This is a genomic window from Pseudomonas sp. AN-B15, from assembly GCF_019056475.1.
Classification (GTDB): Bacteria; Pseudomonadota; Gammaproteobacteria; order Pseudomonadales; family Pseudomonadaceae; genus Aquipseudomonas; species Aquipseudomonas parakoreensis.
This window is the reverse complement of sequence record NZ_CP049737.1, coordinates 3,975,152-3,991,339: the sequence shown is the minus strand read 5'-3', so window position 1 is coordinate 3,991,339 and position 16,188 is coordinate 3,975,152. Positions and strand designations below refer to the sequence as shown.

The window sequence follows — 16,188 nt, the reverse complement described above, 5'->3', positions numbered from 1 at the left end:
ACGGGTGGGCGCGGCAGTTTACATCCGCTAAGCTAGCCGCCCATGCCGACTCTCGTTCTGAACCCGAAATCCCAAGAAATTGCCGACCTGCCGAGCATTGCTCACGGTAGCGATTTCCTGCGGGTCGGGTTTTTCGTTTTCAAGGAATTTCTATGACTGCTGGCCTGCAAGGCTCGTTGATGGTGGACGTCGCCGGTACCTGGCTGACGGCCGAAGATCGCCAATTGTTGCGTCAGCCCGAAGTGGGTGGCCTGATCATTTTTGCCCGTAACATCGAGCATCCACGGCAGGTGCGTGAGCTGAGCGCCGCGATCCGCGCCATTCGCCCGGATCTGCTGCTGGCGGTGGACCAGGAGGGCGGTCGCGTCCAGCGCCTGCGTCAGGGCTTCGTGCGCCTGCCGGCGATGCGCGCCATTGCTGACAACCCGAATGCCGAGTACCTCGCTGAGCAATGCGGCTGGATCATGGCCACTGAAGTGCTGGCGGTCGGCCTTGATCTGAGTTTCGCCCCGGTACTGGACCTGGATTACCAGCGCAGCGCCGTGGTTGGCACCCGTTCGTTCGAAGGTGATCCCGAGCGCGCCGCATTACTCGCCGGTGCCTTCATCCGCGGTATGAATAGCGCAGGGATGGCCGCTACCGGCAAGCATTTCCCCGGTCACGGTTGGGCCGAAGCCGACTCCCACGTCGCGATCCCGAACGACGAGCGCAGCCTTGACGACATCCGCGCCAATGACCTTGTACCGTTCGCCAGGTTGAGTAAGCAGCTCGCGGCGGTCATGCCCGCCCACGTCATCTATCCGCAAGTCGATTCGCAACCTGCCGGCTTCTCCCGTCGCTGGTTGCAGGAGATCCTGCGCGGCGAGTTGCAGTTCGACGGGGTGATCTTCAGCGACGACCTTTCAATGGCCGGCGCTCACGTGGTTGGCGATGCCGCCAGCCGTATCGAAGCCGCACTGACTGCCGGCTGTGATATGGGGCTGGTGTGCAACGACCGCGCTGCTGCGGAACTTGCGCTCAGTGCCGCGCAACGGATGAAGGTCAAGCCGTCCACGCGCATTGCGCGGATGCGCGGCCAGGCGTTCGCCAGCACCGACTACCGTCAGGACCCGCGCTGGCTCACTGCAATCGGTGCGCTCAAAGACGCTCAACTGATCGATTAAGGATTATTTGCTATGACGGTTTACGCAATCATTGGTGGCACTGGCCTGACTCAACTCGAAGGCTTGACCATTCGCCAATCGCTGGCGGTAGACACGCCTTATGGCGCGCCATCAGCCGACGTGCAGATCGGTGAATACGCTGGCAAGGAAGTGCTGTTCCTCGCCCGTCACGGCCATCCGCATCGCTTTCCGCCACACAAGGTCAACTACCGCGCCAACCTGTGGGCGCTGAAGCAGGCTGGCGCGGAGGCGATCATCGCGGTCAACGCGGTGGGCGGGATTCACCCGGCCATGGGCACCGGCCATTTCTGTGTGCCGCATCAGATCGTCGACTACACCAGCGGTCGCGAACACACGTTTTTCGCCGACGATCTGGAGCACGTCACCCACATCGATTTCAGCTTTCCTTACAGCGAGTCGCTGCGTCAGCAATTGATTGCGGCGGTGGCTGCCGAAGGTTGCGAATACAGCGATCAGGGCGTGTATGCCTGCACTCAGGGCCCGCGTCTGGAAACCGTGGCGGAGATCGTGCGACTGGAGCGCGATGGCTGCGACATCGTTGGCATGACCGGCATGCCGGAAGCCGCGCTGGCCCGTGAACTGGAGCTGGATTACGCCTGCCTGGCGCTGGTGGTGAATCCGGCGGCGGGCAAGACCACCGAAGTGATCACCATGGCCGAGATCGAGCAGGCGCTGCATGACGGGATGGGCAAAGTGAAATCGGCGTTGGCGCGGGTGCTCAAGGGCTGAGTCTGACCGAAACCGATTTGGCCTCATCGCTGGCAAGCCAGCTGCCACAGGTATCGAGTTGAATCACAGTGTTGTGTTCGACTCATAACCTTGTGGGAGCTGGCTTGCCAGCGACAGCTCTCTAATTGGCAGGGAGGGGCTCAACGCTTGTCGAGCTTATCCGGCAACGGCGCAAACAGCGCTTCGATGTCATCGCTCTGTAGTTTCCAGTCTCCGGCCTTGCGCCCATCCAGCACGCCAGCTGCCAGGTCGGACTTTTCCTTCTGCAGGTGCTGAATCTTCTCTTCCACCGTGCCCCGGGCAATCATCTTGTAAACGAACACCGGCTTTTCCTGGCCGATCCGGTACGCGCGGTCAGTCGCCTGATTCTCGGTTGCCGGGTTCCACCACGGGTCGTAATGAATCACCGTGTCCGCTTCGGTCAGGTTCAAACCAACGCCACCGGCCTTCAGGCTGATCAGAAAGATCTGACGCTTACCGCTCTGGAATTCCTTCACCGGCGTGCGCCGATCGCGGGTCTGTCCCGTCAGCAGGGCATAGGCCACGTTGCGTTTTTTCAGTTCGTCTTCGATCAGTGACAGCATCGACGTGAACTGCGAGAACAGCAGAATTCGCCGACCTTCCTCAAACAACTCCTCGAGCATTTCCATCAGGCTGTCGAGCTTGCCGGAACTGCTGCCGCGAGCGGGCAGGGTGGCGTCGTTGACCAGACGCAAGTCGCAGCAAACCTGACGCAGCTTGAGCAGGGCTTCGAGAATGATGATCTGGCTACGCGCCACACCCTTGCGAGTGATCTCGTCACGAACCTTCTTGTCCATCGCCAGGCGCATGGTTTCGTACACGTCGCGCTGGGCTTCGTTGAGATCGACCCAGTGGATGATCTCGGTCTTGGGTGGCAGCTCGGTAGCCACCTGTTCCTTGGTGCGGCGCAGCAGAAACGGTTTTATCCGCCCATTGAGGTGCTGCAATCTGACTTCGCTGGCGCGTTTTTCGATCGGTACGCGGTAGTCGGCATTGAAACTTTTGACGTCGCCCAGCCAGCCCGGCAGCAGGAAATGAAACAGCGACCACAACTCACCGAGGTGGTTTTCCAGCGGTGTGCCGCTCAGGCACAGCCGTTGGCGCGCGTTGAGTTCGCGGGCAGCCTGTGCGGCTTTGCTGTTGGGGTTCTTGATGTATTGGGCTTCGTCCAGCACCAGAACGTGCAGCGGCTGTTGCGCCAGGCGCTCGACGTCCTTGGGCAGCAGCGCGTAAGTGGTGAGGATCAGGTCGAAATCGGCCAGATGCTCGAAGTGTTTTTTGCGGGCGGCACCGTACAGCGCGACCACTTTCAGTTGCGGCGTGAAGTGCGCAGCTTCGTCGAGCCAGTTCGGGATCAGGCTGGTGGGCATCACCACCATGCACGGCCGATCCAGGCGCCCGGCATTTTTCTCGCTAAGAATATGCGCCAGAGTCTGTAGGGTTTTGCCCAGGCCCATGTCGTCCGCCAGGATCCCGCCAACCTCTAGCTGACGCAGGGACTGCATCCAGCTCAAGCCTTCGAGCTGATAAGGCCGCAACGTCGCGTTCAAGCCCTTCGGCGCTTTGGCGCTGAAGTCGCGAATGTCGCGCAGGCGTTGGGCGAAGCTGCGAATCTGCTCGCCGCCTTCCCACAGCAGGGGAAGGCCTTCCAGCGAATTGAGCCGCGTCGCGTCGGCTTTGCTCAGGCGCAGGGTGGTTTCGCCCGGCTCCTGCAAGTAAAACTCGCCCAGTGTCGCCAGCACCGGTTTCAGTCGGCCAAGGGGCAGGGCCACCTGCAGTGGCCCGTGCTCACTGTTGCGTTGCGGAATATTGACCAGAATCAGTTCGTCATCGCGTCGCCGTGCCAGGCGTTCCGGGTTGAGGATTTCCGTGTGCGAGCGCATCAGGTTGAGCAGGATCGGCAGCAGGCTCAGGCGTTCGCCATTGACGATAATCCCCAGCTCCAGATCGAACCAGTCGCGTTCCGGCGCCTGTTCGACAGTCGCGTACCAGTCGTCGACGGCGGTCAGATCGAAACCGAATTCCTCGTCGATCTGCAATTCCCAGCCTTGGGTACGCAGTTTCGGCAGTTCGTTGAGGGTGAACGTCAGCCAGGCGCTGTCGTTGACCATCTCGTACAGCTCGCCGGCGCTTTCCGGCAGCGCCTTGCTCTGGCGGGTGGCGATGCGAAAGCCGAGGATTCTTAACTGTTCGCGGTAGGACTGTTCCACTTCAGGATGGCGTTTTATCCGCAGCGTCTGGGTTTCCTGGCGGATCAGGATGTCGCTGTTTTTCTGTCCGCTGACGTATTCATCCAGATAGCTGAACGACAGCGCCGCGCGATGCTGGATGTAGCGCTGCATCTTGCCGTTGCGTGGCTCGAACGCGCTGAACTCGACGCTGGCCAGCCACAGGCGCGGCAGCGGTTGCACGTTGTCCACCAGCACTTGCGGCGGCGCCTTGGGGCTGCGGTTCTCCAATACGGCCTGGAGTTTTTCCAGCAGTTCGGCGTCTTTTGCGGCGGCCGGGTATTCGAGGGTTTCCTGCACTTGCAGAAGTACCGCAGCGCAGTGCTTGCAGTTGTTGCGCACCGGGCAGGTACAGCTGGCGTCAACCAGCAGCAGGGTGCCTTTGGCTGACTCGCGCAAGTGAATGGTCTGACGGTAGACGTTACCGCCAGAGCCTTCGCAACTGGCGGTGATGGTCGCATCGCCAACCTGCGCGATGCGTACCCGATTCTCCAGGGCGTAGCGGCGGCCACGCTCCAGGCTCTGTTCCTTGAATCGGCTGACCCAGGAGGGTGCCAACGGTTTACTCAGGGGCGGGGACATAAGGACTTCGATCAGTCCGGAATCGCTTCAGGAGCTTGCCGAGGGGCGGGCGCCGTCAGGGAAGTGATCTTGATCAGCAGCGCCAGGTGGCCGTTGTCGAGATAGTTGAGCTGGCCGTTTTTAGTGTGGCTGTCCTGCTTCAGGCGTTCGCTGGCAGTGACCATGCCGTTGGCGTCGATCTGGTTGACCCAGAAGTCGGCGTTCACGTCGGTGAAGCGCCCGAGTTTCATTTCCAGGGTGCCTTCGATCGGGAACTGGCCGAACTGTTCCTTGCCGTCGCTGACGGCCACCTTGGTCGGCGCTTCGCCGAGGGTTTGCTGCCAGGCCTTGTGCAGCAGCACGCTGTACTCGCCGGTGGCGCTGAGTTTGTTGGCCACCTCATTCAAGGCAGGTGTGCGCTGGCTGGCATCGTCGAGGCGTTGAGCGCCGGCTGCCCAGTCTTCCGGGGCCGCGCGGCTGACAATCGCCGGTACGGCGTTCTGCCGCACCAGAATCATTTCGACCATGTAGGTGTCATCGGCAAACGCCATCGGTGCTACGAAGCTGAGTAGCAAAGTCAGTGAGCGAAACAGGCGCATGCGGCGTCCTTCAAACAGTTTTCGGGAGGAGGCGCTCGAACAGCGCCTCTACAGTATTAAAGCGCTCTTCCGGGCGTTCCATCGGCACCTGGAACTTGAACATTGTGGCGCCTTCGAATTTGTAGCGTTTTGGCTGAGTCTGGATCAGTTTGATCAAGGTCATCGGGTCGACCGGCGTCTGCGCGGCGAACTCGATGCGGCCACCTTGCGGGCCACCGTCGACTTTCTTGATGCCCAGTTGTTCGGCCTGCAACTTCAGCGCGGTGATGCGCACCAGATTCTTGGTCGGCTCCGGCAGCAGACCGAAGCGGTCGATCATCTCCACTTGCAGATCCTTCAGGCCTTCCTCGTCGGTGGCCGAAGCGATGCGCTTGTACAGGATCAGGCGGGCATGAACATCCGGCAGATAGTCTTCCGGTATCAGCGCCGGCACCCGCAGGTTGACTTCCGGGCCACCGCCGAGCGGTTGATCAAGGTTCGGTTGCTCGCCCTTGCGGATCGACTTCACCGCGCGTTCGAGCATTTCCATGTAGAGCGTGAAGCCCACGGCCTGAATCTGCCCGCTCTGGCCGTCGCCGAGCAATTCGCCGGCGCCACGGATTTCCAGGTCGTTGGTCGCCAGCACGAAACCGGCGCCCAGATCCTGAGTGTTGGCAATCGCTTCCAGACGCTTTTCCGCGTCCGAGGTGATTTGCTGGCGCGGCGGCGTCAGCAGGTAGGCGTAAGCCTGGTGGTGACTGCGACCCACACGTCCGCGCAACTGGTGCAATTGCGCCAGGCCGAACTTGTCGGCGCGCTCGATGATGATGGTGTTGGCGCTCGGCACGTCGATGCCGGTCTCGATGATGGTCGAGGCGATCAGTACGTTGAAGCGCTTGTGATAAAAGTCGCTCATCACCTGTTCGAGTTCGCGTTCACGCATCTGCCCATGGCCGATGCCGATCCGCGCTTCCGGCACCAGTTCGGCGAGATCGGCAGCGCACTTCTCGATGGTCTTCACGTCGTTGTGCAAGTAGTAAACCTGCCCACCGCGCAGCAGTTCTCGCAGCAGGGCCTCTTTGACCGTGCTCTTGTTCTGCTCCATGACGAAGGTGCGCACCGACAGGCGGCGCGCTGGCGGCGTGGCGATGATCGACAGGTCACGCATACCCGACACCGCCATGTTCAGCGTGCGCGGAATCGGCGTGGCGGTCAGCGTCAGAATGTCGACTTCGCTGCGCAGGGCCTTGAGCTGTTCTTTCTGCCGGACACCGAAACGGTGTTCTTCGTCGATGATCACCAGTCCGAGGTTTTTGATCTTCACATCGTCGGACAGCAGCTTGTGCGTACCGATGACGATGTCGATCTTGCCTTCCGCCAGATCGGCAATCGCCGCGTTGACTTCCTTGGCCGATTTGAAGCGACTCATCACTTCTACGGTCACCGGCCAGTCGGCGAAGCGGTCGCGGAAGCTGTTGTAGTGTTGCTGGGCGAGCAGGGTGGTCGGCACCAGAATCGCCACCTGACGCCCGCCGTGCACGGCGATGAACGCTGCGCGCATCGCCACTTCGGTCTTGCCGAAACCGACGTCGCCGCAGACCAGGCGATCCATCGGCTTCGGCGCGAGCATGTCTTCGCGCACGGCTTCGATGGTCGCTTGCTGATCCGGGGTTTCTTCGAACGGGAAACCGGCGCTGAACGTCGCGTAATCGGCTTTCGGGTCGGCAAACGCGTAGCCTTCGCGCGCGGCGCGGCGGGCATAGATGTCGAGCAATTCAGCAGCGACATCGCGCACCTGTTCGGCCGCCTTGCGCTTGGCTTTCTGCCAGGTTTCGGAGCCGAGGCGGTGCAGCGGTGCCAGTGAGTCATCGCTGCCGGTGTAACGGGCGATCAGGTGCAGGTTGGCCACCGGCACGTAGAGCTTGGCGTTCTCGGCGTATTCCAGGGTGAGGAATTCGGCCGCCTGATTGTCGATTTCCAGAATCGTCAGGCCCAGATAACGCCCGACCCCGTGATCGATGTGCACCACCGGCGCGCCTTCGCGCAGCTCGGTGAGGTTCTTGATCACGGCATCGTTGTTGGCGTCGGCACGTTTTTCCCGGCGACGACGCTGCATCACCCGCTGACCGAACAGCGGACTCTCGGCCACCAGCGCCAGCGCCGGGTCATCGAGCATCAAGCCCTCGTCGAGCGGGGCAATGGTGATCGCCAGACGGTCCTTGCTCGCAACGAAGTCCGGCCAGCTGTCGACGGTTTTCGGCCGCAGCTTCAGACGCTCCAGCAACTCCAGCAGGACTTCACGACGGCCCGCGGATTCGGCGGTGAACAGCACGCGTCCGGGGAATTCGTCGAGGAATGCCGAGAGCGCCGCCAGCGGTTGCGTCGCCTTGGCTTCGATCGCCAGGTTCGGCAGCGCTTGCGCCGGGAAGCGCTCGCGACCGGCACCGGCTTCGACGTCCTGCTGACTGGCCACTACCCGTGGCCAGCTCTTGAGACGGGCGAAGCAGTCCTCCACCGGCAGGAACAGTTCGGCGGGCGGCAATAAAGGACGTGATGGATCGACGCGGCGCTCTTCGTAGCGATTGCGCACGTCGTTCCAGAAGTTTTCCGCTGCTTGCTCGATGCCCGGCAGCGAGAACACTTGCGTGTCCTGCGGCAGGTAATCGAACAGCGTCGAAGTCTCATCGAAGAACAGCGGCAGGTAGTACTCGATACCGGCGGGCGTGATGCCGCTGCTCAGGTCCTGGAAGATCGGGCAGCGCCGGAAGTCGACATCGAAGCGCTCGCGGAATCGCGCCTTGAAGCGGGTGACCGCATCTTTCTGCAGCGGAAACTCTCGCGCCGGCAGCAGCTTGACCGATTCGACCTTGTCGATGGAGCGCTGGTTTTCCGGGTCGAAGGTGCGCAGGGTTTCGATTTCGTCGTCGAACAGGTCGATGCGATAGGGCAGTTTGCTGCCCATCGGGAACAGGTCGATCAACGCGCCGCGTACGGTGAACTCGCCGTGCTCGTAAACCGTATCGACGTAGCGATAGCCGCTGGCTTCCAGGCGCGAGCGCATCTGTTCGACATCGAGCTTCTGCCCGACATCCAGCACCAGGCTGCTGCCGAGCAGAAATTTGGTCGGCGCCAGGCGATGCAGGGCGGTGGTGATCGGCACCACCAGCACGCCGTGCGCCAGTTCCGGCAGCCTGTACAGGCTGGCGATGCGCTGGGAAATGATGTCCTGGTGCGGCGAGAACAGATCGTACGGCAGGGTTTCCCAGTCGGGGAAATGCAGCACGGGCAAATCCGGGGCGAAGAAACTCAGCTCCTGTTCCAGCCGTTCGGCACTCTGGCTGTCGGCGGTCAGTAGCAGGGTGAAGCGCTTGGCTGCGCTGGCAGCCTCGGCAATCGCGAGGCTGAGGGCGGCACCGGGCAAGTTGCCCCAATGCTGTTTACCTGCCGCGGCAGGGAGAAGCGGTAGACGCAGAACAGGCACGGAAGGTTGAGCTCCAGGCGTTGCGACAAAGTCGGTAATTGTAGCGGCGTCAGGTGCCGGCTGTCAGTTGCAGACTGCGTCTATCTGCGCGGTTTGCGCGAAATGTAGTGGTAACCATAAAAACGAGCACTTTTTTTACGGTTATGTAGTGCCGAAATCGACCGGTGTTACGGAGGGTTACAGACATCGTCTAACAGTCGTCGAAAAATTGACTGCGCTGAAAGCCCCGGTTTTACTGGGCTGGCGCGAGGCGTAATTTTTTTGAACGGAATTTTGTTACCGATTGCGCGACAAGCGCGCATTGCTACAAGAGGTTCTCGGCGGCATAATGTAGCCCCTTTTTTCTGCCCCTACATGTGGAAGGTTCCCGTGACTCAGAAGCCCGACCAGTGTCTTGGTGAATGGATCGACCGTGAAGCACTCGCAGAAGCGATGATTCCGCTTATCGGTCAGCTCTACCGCAATAACAACGTGGTGAGCTCGATCTATGGCCGCAGCCTGATCAACCAGTCTGTCATCGCGATTCTCAAAGCTCACCGCTTTGCTCGCCACCGTTCCTCCGACGATAGCGAACTCTCCGTCCACGAAACATTCCCTCTGCTTAAAGCCATGAGCGAGCTCAAGCTCGGCGCGGCTTCGGTAGACCTGGGCAAGTTGGCGTTCAAATTCCGCAGCGAAGGCAATGGCCGCAGCGCCGAGCAGTTCGTGCGTGAAGAACTGGCTGACGTGGTTGGTCAGCAAAACGCTTCGGCCCGCAAAGGCACTGACGTTGTGCTGTACGGCTTCGGTCGTATCGGCCGTCTGCTGGCGCGCATCCTGATCGAGAAAACCGGTGGTGGCGACGGTCTGCGTCTGCGTGCCATCGTCGTGCGCAAGGGCGCCGAAAACGACCTGACCAAACGCGCCAGCCTGCTGCGTCGCGATTCGGTACACGGTCCGTTCAACGGCACCATCGTCATCGACGAAGAAAACAACACCATCACCGCCAACGGTAACCTGATCCAGGTGATCTACGCGAAGAACCCGACCGAGGTGGATTACACCCAGTACGGCATCAAAGACGCGCTGCTGGTGGACAACACCGGTGTATGGCGTGACGCCGATGGCCTGGGTCAACACCTGCAATGCCCGGGTGTTGCTCGCGTTGTTCTGACCGCGCCTGGCAAAGGCAAGCTGAAGAACATCGTTCACGGTATCAACCACAACGAAATCACCGCTGACGACAAGATCGTGTCCGCCGCTTCCTGCACCACCAACGCCATCGTGCCGGTGCTGAAGGCTGTGAATGACAAGTTCGGCATCATCAACGGTCACGTCGAAACCGTTCACTCGTACACCAACGACCAGAACCTGATCGACAACTTCCACAAGGGTGACCGTCGTGGCCGTTCCGCCGCGCTGAACATGGTCATCACCGAGACCGGTGCTGCCACCGCTGCTGCCAAGGCCCTGCCTGAGCTGGCCGGCAAGCTGACCGGTAACGCGATCCGCGTTCCGACGCCAAACGTGTCGATGGCCATTCTCAACCTGAACCTTGAGAAAGCCGCCAGCCGTGAAGAGATGAACGAGTACCTGCGCTACATGGCGCTGCACTCCGATCTGCACAAGCAAATCGACTTCGTCAACTCGCAGGAAGTGGTGTCCACTGACTTCGTGGGTTCGCGTCACGCCGGTGTGGTCGACGCTGAAGCGACCATCGTTCAGGACAACCGCGTTGTGCTGTACGTCTGGTACGACAACGAGTTCGGCTACAGCTGCCAGGTGGTTCGCGTGATGGAAGACATGGCCGGTGTAAACCCGCCAGCGTTCCCGCGCTAAGCTTTAGCTGCAAATGAAAACGCCCCGACTTAGGTCGGGGCGTTTTTTTATGCCTGGCAGATCTCTATTGCCTGATCCGGCCTCATCGCTGGCAAGCCAGCTCCCACAGGTTTCCTGGCAGGCTGCGCCATGGCATGTACGCCTCAAGACCTTGTGGGAGCTGGCTTGCCAGCGATGGCGTCCTATCTGGCGCCACCTGCCACAGCGGCTTGCGCAGTTCGCAGCTCATGTTTGTTCCCGCGGAACAGCACCAGCGTCGCAATCAGCCCCAGCACCGCCGCACCGCTGAGCCAGATTCCCGGCGCAGCCTTGTTGTCCAGCACGTGAATCAGGTAAGTACAGGCCGCAGGCGTAAAGCCGCCAAAGGTCGCTGTTGCCAGGCTATAGGCCAGCGAGAACCCGGTCGTGCGCACTTCCACCGGCATGATTTCGGTCAGCGCCACCACCATCGCGCCGTTGTACGAGCCGTACAGGAACGACAGCCACAGCTCGACGATCAGCAGATGACTGAAGCTCGGGTTCGCCACCAGCCACGACAGCGCCGGGTAAGCGGTCAGGATCGCCAGAAGGGTCGCCGCCAGCAGTAGGGGTTTGCGCCCGATCTTGTCGGACACCGCGCCCATCACTGGCAGCCAGAAGAAGTTCGACAGACCGATGCACACCGTTACCAGCAGCGCGTCGAAGTCCGACAGATGCAGTTCGGCCTTGCCGAAGGTCGGGGTGTAGGCAGTGATCAGGTAGAACGAAACCGTGGTCATCACCACCAGCGCCATGCCAGCGATGACGATGCCGAAGTTCTGACCGATCGAGCGGACGATTTCCCGCAGGGTAGGGCGATGTTTGCGCGCCTGGAATTCCGGCGTTTCTTCCAGCGAGCGACGAATCACGAAGATCACCGGAACGATCATGCAACCGATCAGGAACGGCACGCGCCAGCCCCAGTCACCCATCTGCTCCGGGCTCAGCCAGTGGTTGAGACCCACCCCGAGCAGACCGGCAAACACCACTGCTGCTTGCTGGCTTGCCGACTGCCAACTGACGAAAAAGCCCTTGCGGCCCGGCGTGGCAATTTCCGCCAGATACACCGAAACACCGCCCAGTTCGACGCCGGCCGAGAAGCCTTGCAGCAAGCGACCGAACAGCACGATCAACGGCGCGGCGACACCCAGGGTGGCGTAACCCGGCACGCAGGCGATCAGGATCGTACCGGCGGCCATCAGCGCAAGGGTAATGATCAGGCCCTGGCGACGACCGTGACGGTCAATGTAGGCACCAAGGAAGATCGCCCCCAACGGACGCATCAGGAAGCCTGCACCGAAAGTCGCCAGGGAAAGCATCAGGGAAGCGAAGGCGCTGTCGGCCGGGAAGAAGGTTTTGGCAATGGCCGTGGCGTAGAAGCCATAGACCATAAAGTCGAACATCTCGAGAAAGTTACCGCTGACAACGCGAAAAATCGCTTTGCCTTTGCCCGTGGTCGAGGACATTTTCAGTTACTCATTATGGGTTTCTTGTAACGCGTTGCATCCGATGGGGAGCGTGCGGGCCTTTGATCCATAATGGCCGGCGCGCTTTTATGGGGAGATGAAGAATTGTTCACTGGACGGTGGGTTGGGCTTGTGAGTGTGCTGGTTGTCCTTGTGGCCTGTGGCAACGGTGATTCCCTGGAAAGTTTTGGTGGCCCGACCATGGGCAGCACGTATTCGATCAAGTACGTGCGACACGCGGGTATTGCCGAGCCGGCGCAAGTTCGCCGGGAAGTGGAAGGTATCCTCGCTGACGTGGATCGACAGATGTCGACCTATCGCAGTGATTCCGATATCGAGCGCTTCAATGCCTTGCCGGCGAACAGCTGTCAGACTATGCCCGCCGCCGTGCTCGAATTGGTCCGAGTTGGTAAGCAACTGGCAGAGCAAAGCGAAGGTGCCTACGACTTGACCGTCGAGCCGCTGATGAATCTGTGGGGGTTCGGCCCGCAAGGGCGTGAAGAGAAAGTCCCCGACCCCGCCGTGCTGGCCGAAACCCTGCAGCGAGTCGGCTACCGCCATTTGCGTATCGACGGCGACCGCTTGTGCAAGGACGCCGCTGTCGAGGTCGATTTCAACAGCATCGCCGCCGGATATGCCGTCGACACCATCGCCGCCAGACTCGAATCGATGGGCATCCATGACTATCTCGCCGAAGCCACCGGCGAGCTGAAGGCCAAGGGCAAGAAGCTCGACGGCTCGGCATGGCGCATCGCGCTGGAGGCGCCGCGTGACGATCAACAGGTGGCCGAACGGATCATTCAGGTCGATGGCTACGGCGTGTCCACCTCCGGGGATTACCGCAACTATTTCCTGCAGGACGACCGGCGCTATTCCCACACCTTTGATGCGCGGAGCGGGGCGCCGGTCCTGCACAACCTGGCATCAGTCACGGTGATTCATCCTTCAGCGTTGATGGCCGATGGACTATCGACGCTGTTGCTGATTCTCGGGCCTGAACGGGCTTGGGACTATGCCGAAAAACACGACATTGGTGCATTCTTCGTGATTCGTGCCGATACAGGCTTTGTTATTCGCACCAGTGCGGCTTTCGAGCGCCTGAGTCGTGCAAAAGTTGACTGAAAACAGTACGAAAGCTGGCGTTGTAGTGCAGGCAAAAGTAGCCTACGACGCGACCAAGGGTTAATGTGCGCGGCGTTGACGCTTCTATAGACTGTGTCCGGGTTCTTTACTGGCCCCCAATTGTTCCTTCGCGCCGCGATTCGGCGTGATTTAGCCGCCGGTGCTGCTGGCACCGCGGCCTGTTCTGAGGAGTACGCATGGCTGTCTACAACTACGACGTGGTGGTGCTGGGTTCCGGCCCGGCGGGAGAAGGCGCGGCAATGAACGCCGCCAAAGCAGGGCGCAAGGTGGCCATGGTCGACAGTCGTCGCCAGGTCGGCGGCAACTGCACCCACCTGGGAACCATCCCGTCCAAGGCCCTGCGTCACTCGGTGCGGCAGATCATGCAGTTCAACACCAATCCGATGTTCCGGGCGATCGGCGAGCCACGCTGGTTCTCCTTCCCGGACGTGTTGAAAAGCGCTGAAAAGGTTATCTCCAAACAAGTCGCTTCGCGCACCGGCTACTACGCCCGTAACCGCGTCGACGTGTTCATCGGTACCGGCAGCTTTGCCGACGAGCAAACCATCGAAGTGGTCTGCGCCAACGGCGTGGTCGAGAAACTGGTGGCCAAGCACATCATCATCGCTACCGGTTCGCGTCCGTATCGCCCGGCGGACATCGATTTCAATCACCCGCGTATCTACGATAGCGACACCATCCTCAGCCTCGGTCACACCCCGCGCAAACTGATCGTTTACGGCGCCGGTGTGATCGGTTGCGAATACGCCTCGATCTTCAGCGGTCTGGGGGTGCTGGTCGAGCTGGTGGACAACCGCGGTCAGTTGCTCAGCTTCCTCGACTCGGAAATTTCCCAGGCGTTGAGCTACCACTTCAGCAACAACAACATCACCGTGCGCCACAACGAAGATTACGATCGCGTTGAAGGCGTGGACAACGGCGTGATCCTGCACCTGAAGTCCGGCAAGAAGATCAAGGCCGACGCTTTGCTCTGGTGCAACGGCCGTACCGGTAACACCGACCAGTTGGGTCTGGAAAACATCGGGGTCAAGGTCAACAGCCGTGGCCAGATCGAAGTCGACGAGGCTTACCGTACCTGCGTGCCGAACATCTACGGCGCCGGCGACGTGATCGGCTGGCCGAGCCTGGCCAGTGCCGCCCACGACCAAGGGCGTTCGGCGGCTGGCAGCATTGTCGATAACGGTAGCTGGCGCTTTGTGAATGATGTGCCGACCGGCATCTACACCATTCCGGAGATCAGCTCGATCGGCAAGAACGAGCAGGAACTGACCCAGGCCAAAGTGCCGTACGAAGTCGGCAAGGCGTTCTTCAAGAGCATGGCGCGTGCGCAGATCGCCGGCGAGCCGCAAGGCATGCTGAAAATCCTGTTCCACCGTGAAACCCTGGAAGTGCTGGGTGTTCACTGCTTCGGTTATCAGGCGTCGGAGATCGTGCACATCGGTCAGGCGATCATGAACCAGCCGGGTGAGTTGAATACGCTGAAGTACTTCGTCAACACCACGTTCAACTACCCGACCATGGCCGAAGCCTATCGGGTAGCGGCGTACGACGGCCTCAACCGGCTTTTTTGACGGGCTCCGGCCGGTGGCCTGAGCCGGCCGGGGAGACCGATTTCAGCAATTCTCGAGGGTGGCAGTGGCCAAACCGGGAAAGTCTGTAATCAGGCTGTCAACGCCGAAGTCGGCGAGTCTGCGCATCAGCGCAGGCTCGTTGACGGTCCACACCGACACATGCAGCCCCTGACGCTGCGCCTTCTGCAGGCGTTCCGGCGTACACAGCGTCCAGTTCAGCGCCAGAATCTCACAGCCATAGCTGGCGGCGACCTTCAACGGGTCGAGCCAGGCGTATTCGGCGACCAGTCCACGCGACACGTCCGGCACCAACTCCAGCGCTGCCTTCAGTACTTCCCGCGAACTCGAAGTAATGGTGACCTTGTCCAGCAAGCCATGACGCTGGGCCATTTCGCGAATCGCCAACACGGTGGTGGCGGCGCGGGTGCGTGAAGCGCTTTTGACTTCCAGTTGCCAGTGCTCGAAATCGCACTGCTCGAACAGTTCTTCCAGGGTCGGAATCGGGCACGGCTTGATCCAGCCCGGGCCGCCCTTGCGCGCGTCGTAGGTCACCAGTTCGGCGGCGGTGTGCTCGACCACCTTGCCGCGCCGGTCGGTGGTGCGCTTGAGGGTCGGGTCGTGGATCACCATCAGCTCGCCGTCCTTGGACAGGTGCAGATCCAGTTCGCAACGGCGTACGCCGTGCTTGAGACATTCCTGAAAACTGGTCAGGGTATTTTCCGGTGCTTCGCCCTTGGCGCCGCGGTGGCCGTAGATGAGGGTCACGGTGCTTCCTTAATTAAATGCCTGATTCGTTCTGTTCACGGGCCAGGCGTCGTTCCTGGGCCTGTTTCTGCAAGATATAGCGGGCGAGCAACTGGCGTTGGGCGTCGGTCAAGTGTTCGAACTCGGTGCCGACGTCGTAGCCATCGCCCTTGCGGTCGCAATGGGTGACGCGGGCACGCAGCAGCAGGCCCAGTGCCTGCGGCATCAGCACCAGTTTCACCGACAGGTGCGCGCCCGTGGCGATCGGCGTCGGGTGCTGAAAGTCGATTCCGCCTTCGGAGAGGATCACCGGCTGCGGCTCGCCGATATGGCCGAGCACGGTCAGGGCGACCACCTGACTGAGCAGGTCGATGCGTTTGTTCTGGGATTTGAGGAACGCGGCGATGGCCCGGTCGCGCTCGCTGATCTGGCGCAACAGGTGCTGCGACTCGAATTCGCTCAGGTGCAGTTCGCTGAGCAGGTTGAACAGCGGGGAAGCATCCTGCAACACTTCCTGGCCTGCGGCTTCGGGAGCGGACAGGGGCCGAATTTCCAGTGCGATCATGTCCTCGATACGGTAGTATTCGCGGCGATCTTCTTCATCTAATGTCGACATGGCGAACCCATGGTAGCGGCGGTGGTCTGA

At 60.9% G+C, this 16,188-nt stretch carries 11 protein-coding genes; 5 read left to right on the top strand and 6 right to left on the bottom strand.

The features are described from left to right. The first annotated feature begins 164 nt into the window (after window positions 1-164). Both nagZ and GTQ41_RS17995 read left to right on the top strand, forming a co-directional pair. Window positions 165-1,163: a beta-N-acetylhexosaminidase gene (nagZ, locus tag GTQ41_RS18000; protein ID WP_196302438.1), complete on the top strand. Its 999-nt coding sequence runs from the start codon at window positions 165-167 to the stop codon at window positions 1,161-1,163. Between the two features lie 12 nt (window positions 1,164-1,175). After that, window positions 1,176-1,913: an S-methyl-5'-thioinosine phosphorylase gene (locus GTQ41_RS17995; protein ID WP_047295272.1), complete on the top strand. Its 738-nt coding sequence runs from the start codon at window positions 1,176-1,178 to the stop codon at window positions 1,911-1,913. 140 nt (window positions 1,914-2,053) lie between these two features. On the opposite strand, the gene GTQ41_RS17990 is transcribed toward GTQ41_RS17995, so the two are convergent. From GTQ41_RS17990 to mfd, 3 genes are read right to left on the bottom strand one after another with little or no spacing between them, the layout of a single operon-like run. Further along, window positions 2,054-4,744 (bottom strand): DEAD/DEAH box helicase, encoded by a 2,691-nt coding sequence (locus GTQ41_RS17990; protein WP_047295270.1) that lies wholly within the window; start codon window positions 4,742-4,744, stop codon window positions 2,054-2,056. A gap of 11 nt (window positions 4,745-4,755) precedes the next feature. Then, entirely contained in the window at window positions 4,756-5,322 is a 567-nt protein-coding gene (locus GTQ41_RS17985) for a CsiV family protein (protein ID WP_047295268.1), read from the bottom strand. 10 nt (window positions 5,323-5,332) lie between these two features. After that, complete coding sequence (gene mfd, locus GTQ41_RS17980) at window positions 5,333-8,782, bottom strand: transcription-repair coupling factor (protein ID WP_047295265.1); 3,450 nt, start codon at window positions 8,780-8,782, stop codon at window positions 5,333-5,335. Window positions 8,783-9,136: 354 nt separating this feature from the next. On the opposite strand from mfd, the gene GTQ41_RS17975 reads away from it, so the two are divergent. Then, window positions 9,137-10,600 (top strand): glyceraldehyde-3-phosphate dehydrogenase, encoded by a 1,464-nt coding sequence (locus GTQ41_RS17975; protein ID WP_003226583.1) that lies wholly within the window; start codon window positions 9,137-9,139, stop codon window positions 10,598-10,600. A gap of 182 nt (window positions 10,601-10,782) precedes the next feature. Here the strand turns inward: GTQ41_RS17975 and GTQ41_RS17970 are convergent, their stop codons facing one another. Further along, window positions 10,783-12,084 carry an MFS transporter gene (locus GTQ41_RS17970; RefSeq protein WP_047295263.1) on the bottom strand — a complete coding sequence of 434 codons (1,302 nt, stop codon included), beginning with the start codon at window positions 12,082-12,084 and terminating at the stop codon, window positions 10,783-10,785. A gap of 72 nt (window positions 12,085-12,156) precedes the next feature. On the opposite strand from GTQ41_RS17970, the gene GTQ41_RS17965 reads away from it, so the two are divergent. Together GTQ41_RS17965 and sthA are read left to right on the top strand one after the other, a co-directional pair. Next, window positions 12,157-13,206, top strand: a complete 1,050-nt coding sequence (locus GTQ41_RS17965; RefSeq protein ID WP_196302437.1) for an FAD:protein FMN transferase — start codon at window positions 12,157-12,159, stop codon at window positions 13,204-13,206. Between the two features lie 197 nt (window positions 13,207-13,403). Continuing rightward, entirely contained in the window at window positions 13,404-14,798 is a 1,395-nt protein-coding gene (sthA, locus tag GTQ41_RS17960) for a Si-specific NAD(P)(+) transhydrogenase (protein WP_041068973.1), read from the top strand. 42 nt (window positions 14,799-14,840) lie between these two features. On the opposite strand, the gene GTQ41_RS17955 is transcribed toward sthA, so the two are convergent. Beyond that, the gene (locus GTQ41_RS17955; RefSeq protein WP_041068969.1) at window positions 14,841-15,563 is read right to left on the bottom strand and encodes a glycerophosphodiester phosphodiesterase family protein; all 723 of its coding nucleotides are present in this window, start codon (window positions 15,561-15,563) and stop codon (window positions 14,841-14,843) included. A 13-nt stretch (window positions 15,564-15,576) separates the two neighbouring features. Further along, complete coding sequence (locus GTQ41_RS17950) at window positions 15,577-16,158, bottom strand: PilZ domain-containing protein (protein WP_047295261.1); 582 nt, start codon at window positions 16,156-16,158, stop codon at window positions 15,577-15,579. Window positions 16,159-16,188: the final 30 nt, after the last annotated feature.

Coding starts and splice junctions, on each gene's coding strand:
- GTQ41_RS17985 (WP_047295268.1), bottom strand. CDS start 5,322: ATGCGCCTGTTTCGCTCACTGACTTTGCTACTCAGCTTCGTAGCACCG.
- GTQ41_RS17965 (WP_196302437.1), top strand. CDS start 12,157: ATGGCCGGCGCGCTTTTATGGGGAGATGAAGAATTGTTCACTGGACGG.
- GTQ41_RS17970 (WP_047295263.1), bottom strand. CDS start 12,084: ATGTCCTCGACCACGGGCAAAGGCAAAGCGATTTTTCGCGTTGTCAGC.
- GTQ41_RS17975 (WP_003226583.1), top strand. CDS start 9,137: ATGTGGAAGGTTCCCGTGACTCAGAAGCCCGACCAGTGTCTTGGTGAA.
- sthA (WP_041068973.1), top strand. CDS start 13,404: ATGGCTGTCTACAACTACGACGTGGTGGTGCTGGGTTCCGGCCCGGCG.
- GTQ41_RS17950 (WP_047295261.1), bottom strand. CDS start 16,158: ATGTCGACATTAGATGAAGAAGATCGCCGCGAATACTACCGTATCGAG.
- GTQ41_RS17995 (WP_047295272.1), top strand. CDS start 1,176: ATGACGGTTTACGCAATCATTGGTGGCACTGGCCTGACTCAACTCGAA.
- GTQ41_RS17990 (WP_047295270.1), bottom strand. CDS start 4,744: ATGTCCCCGCCCCTGAGTAAACCGTTGGCACCCTCCTGGGTCAGCCGA.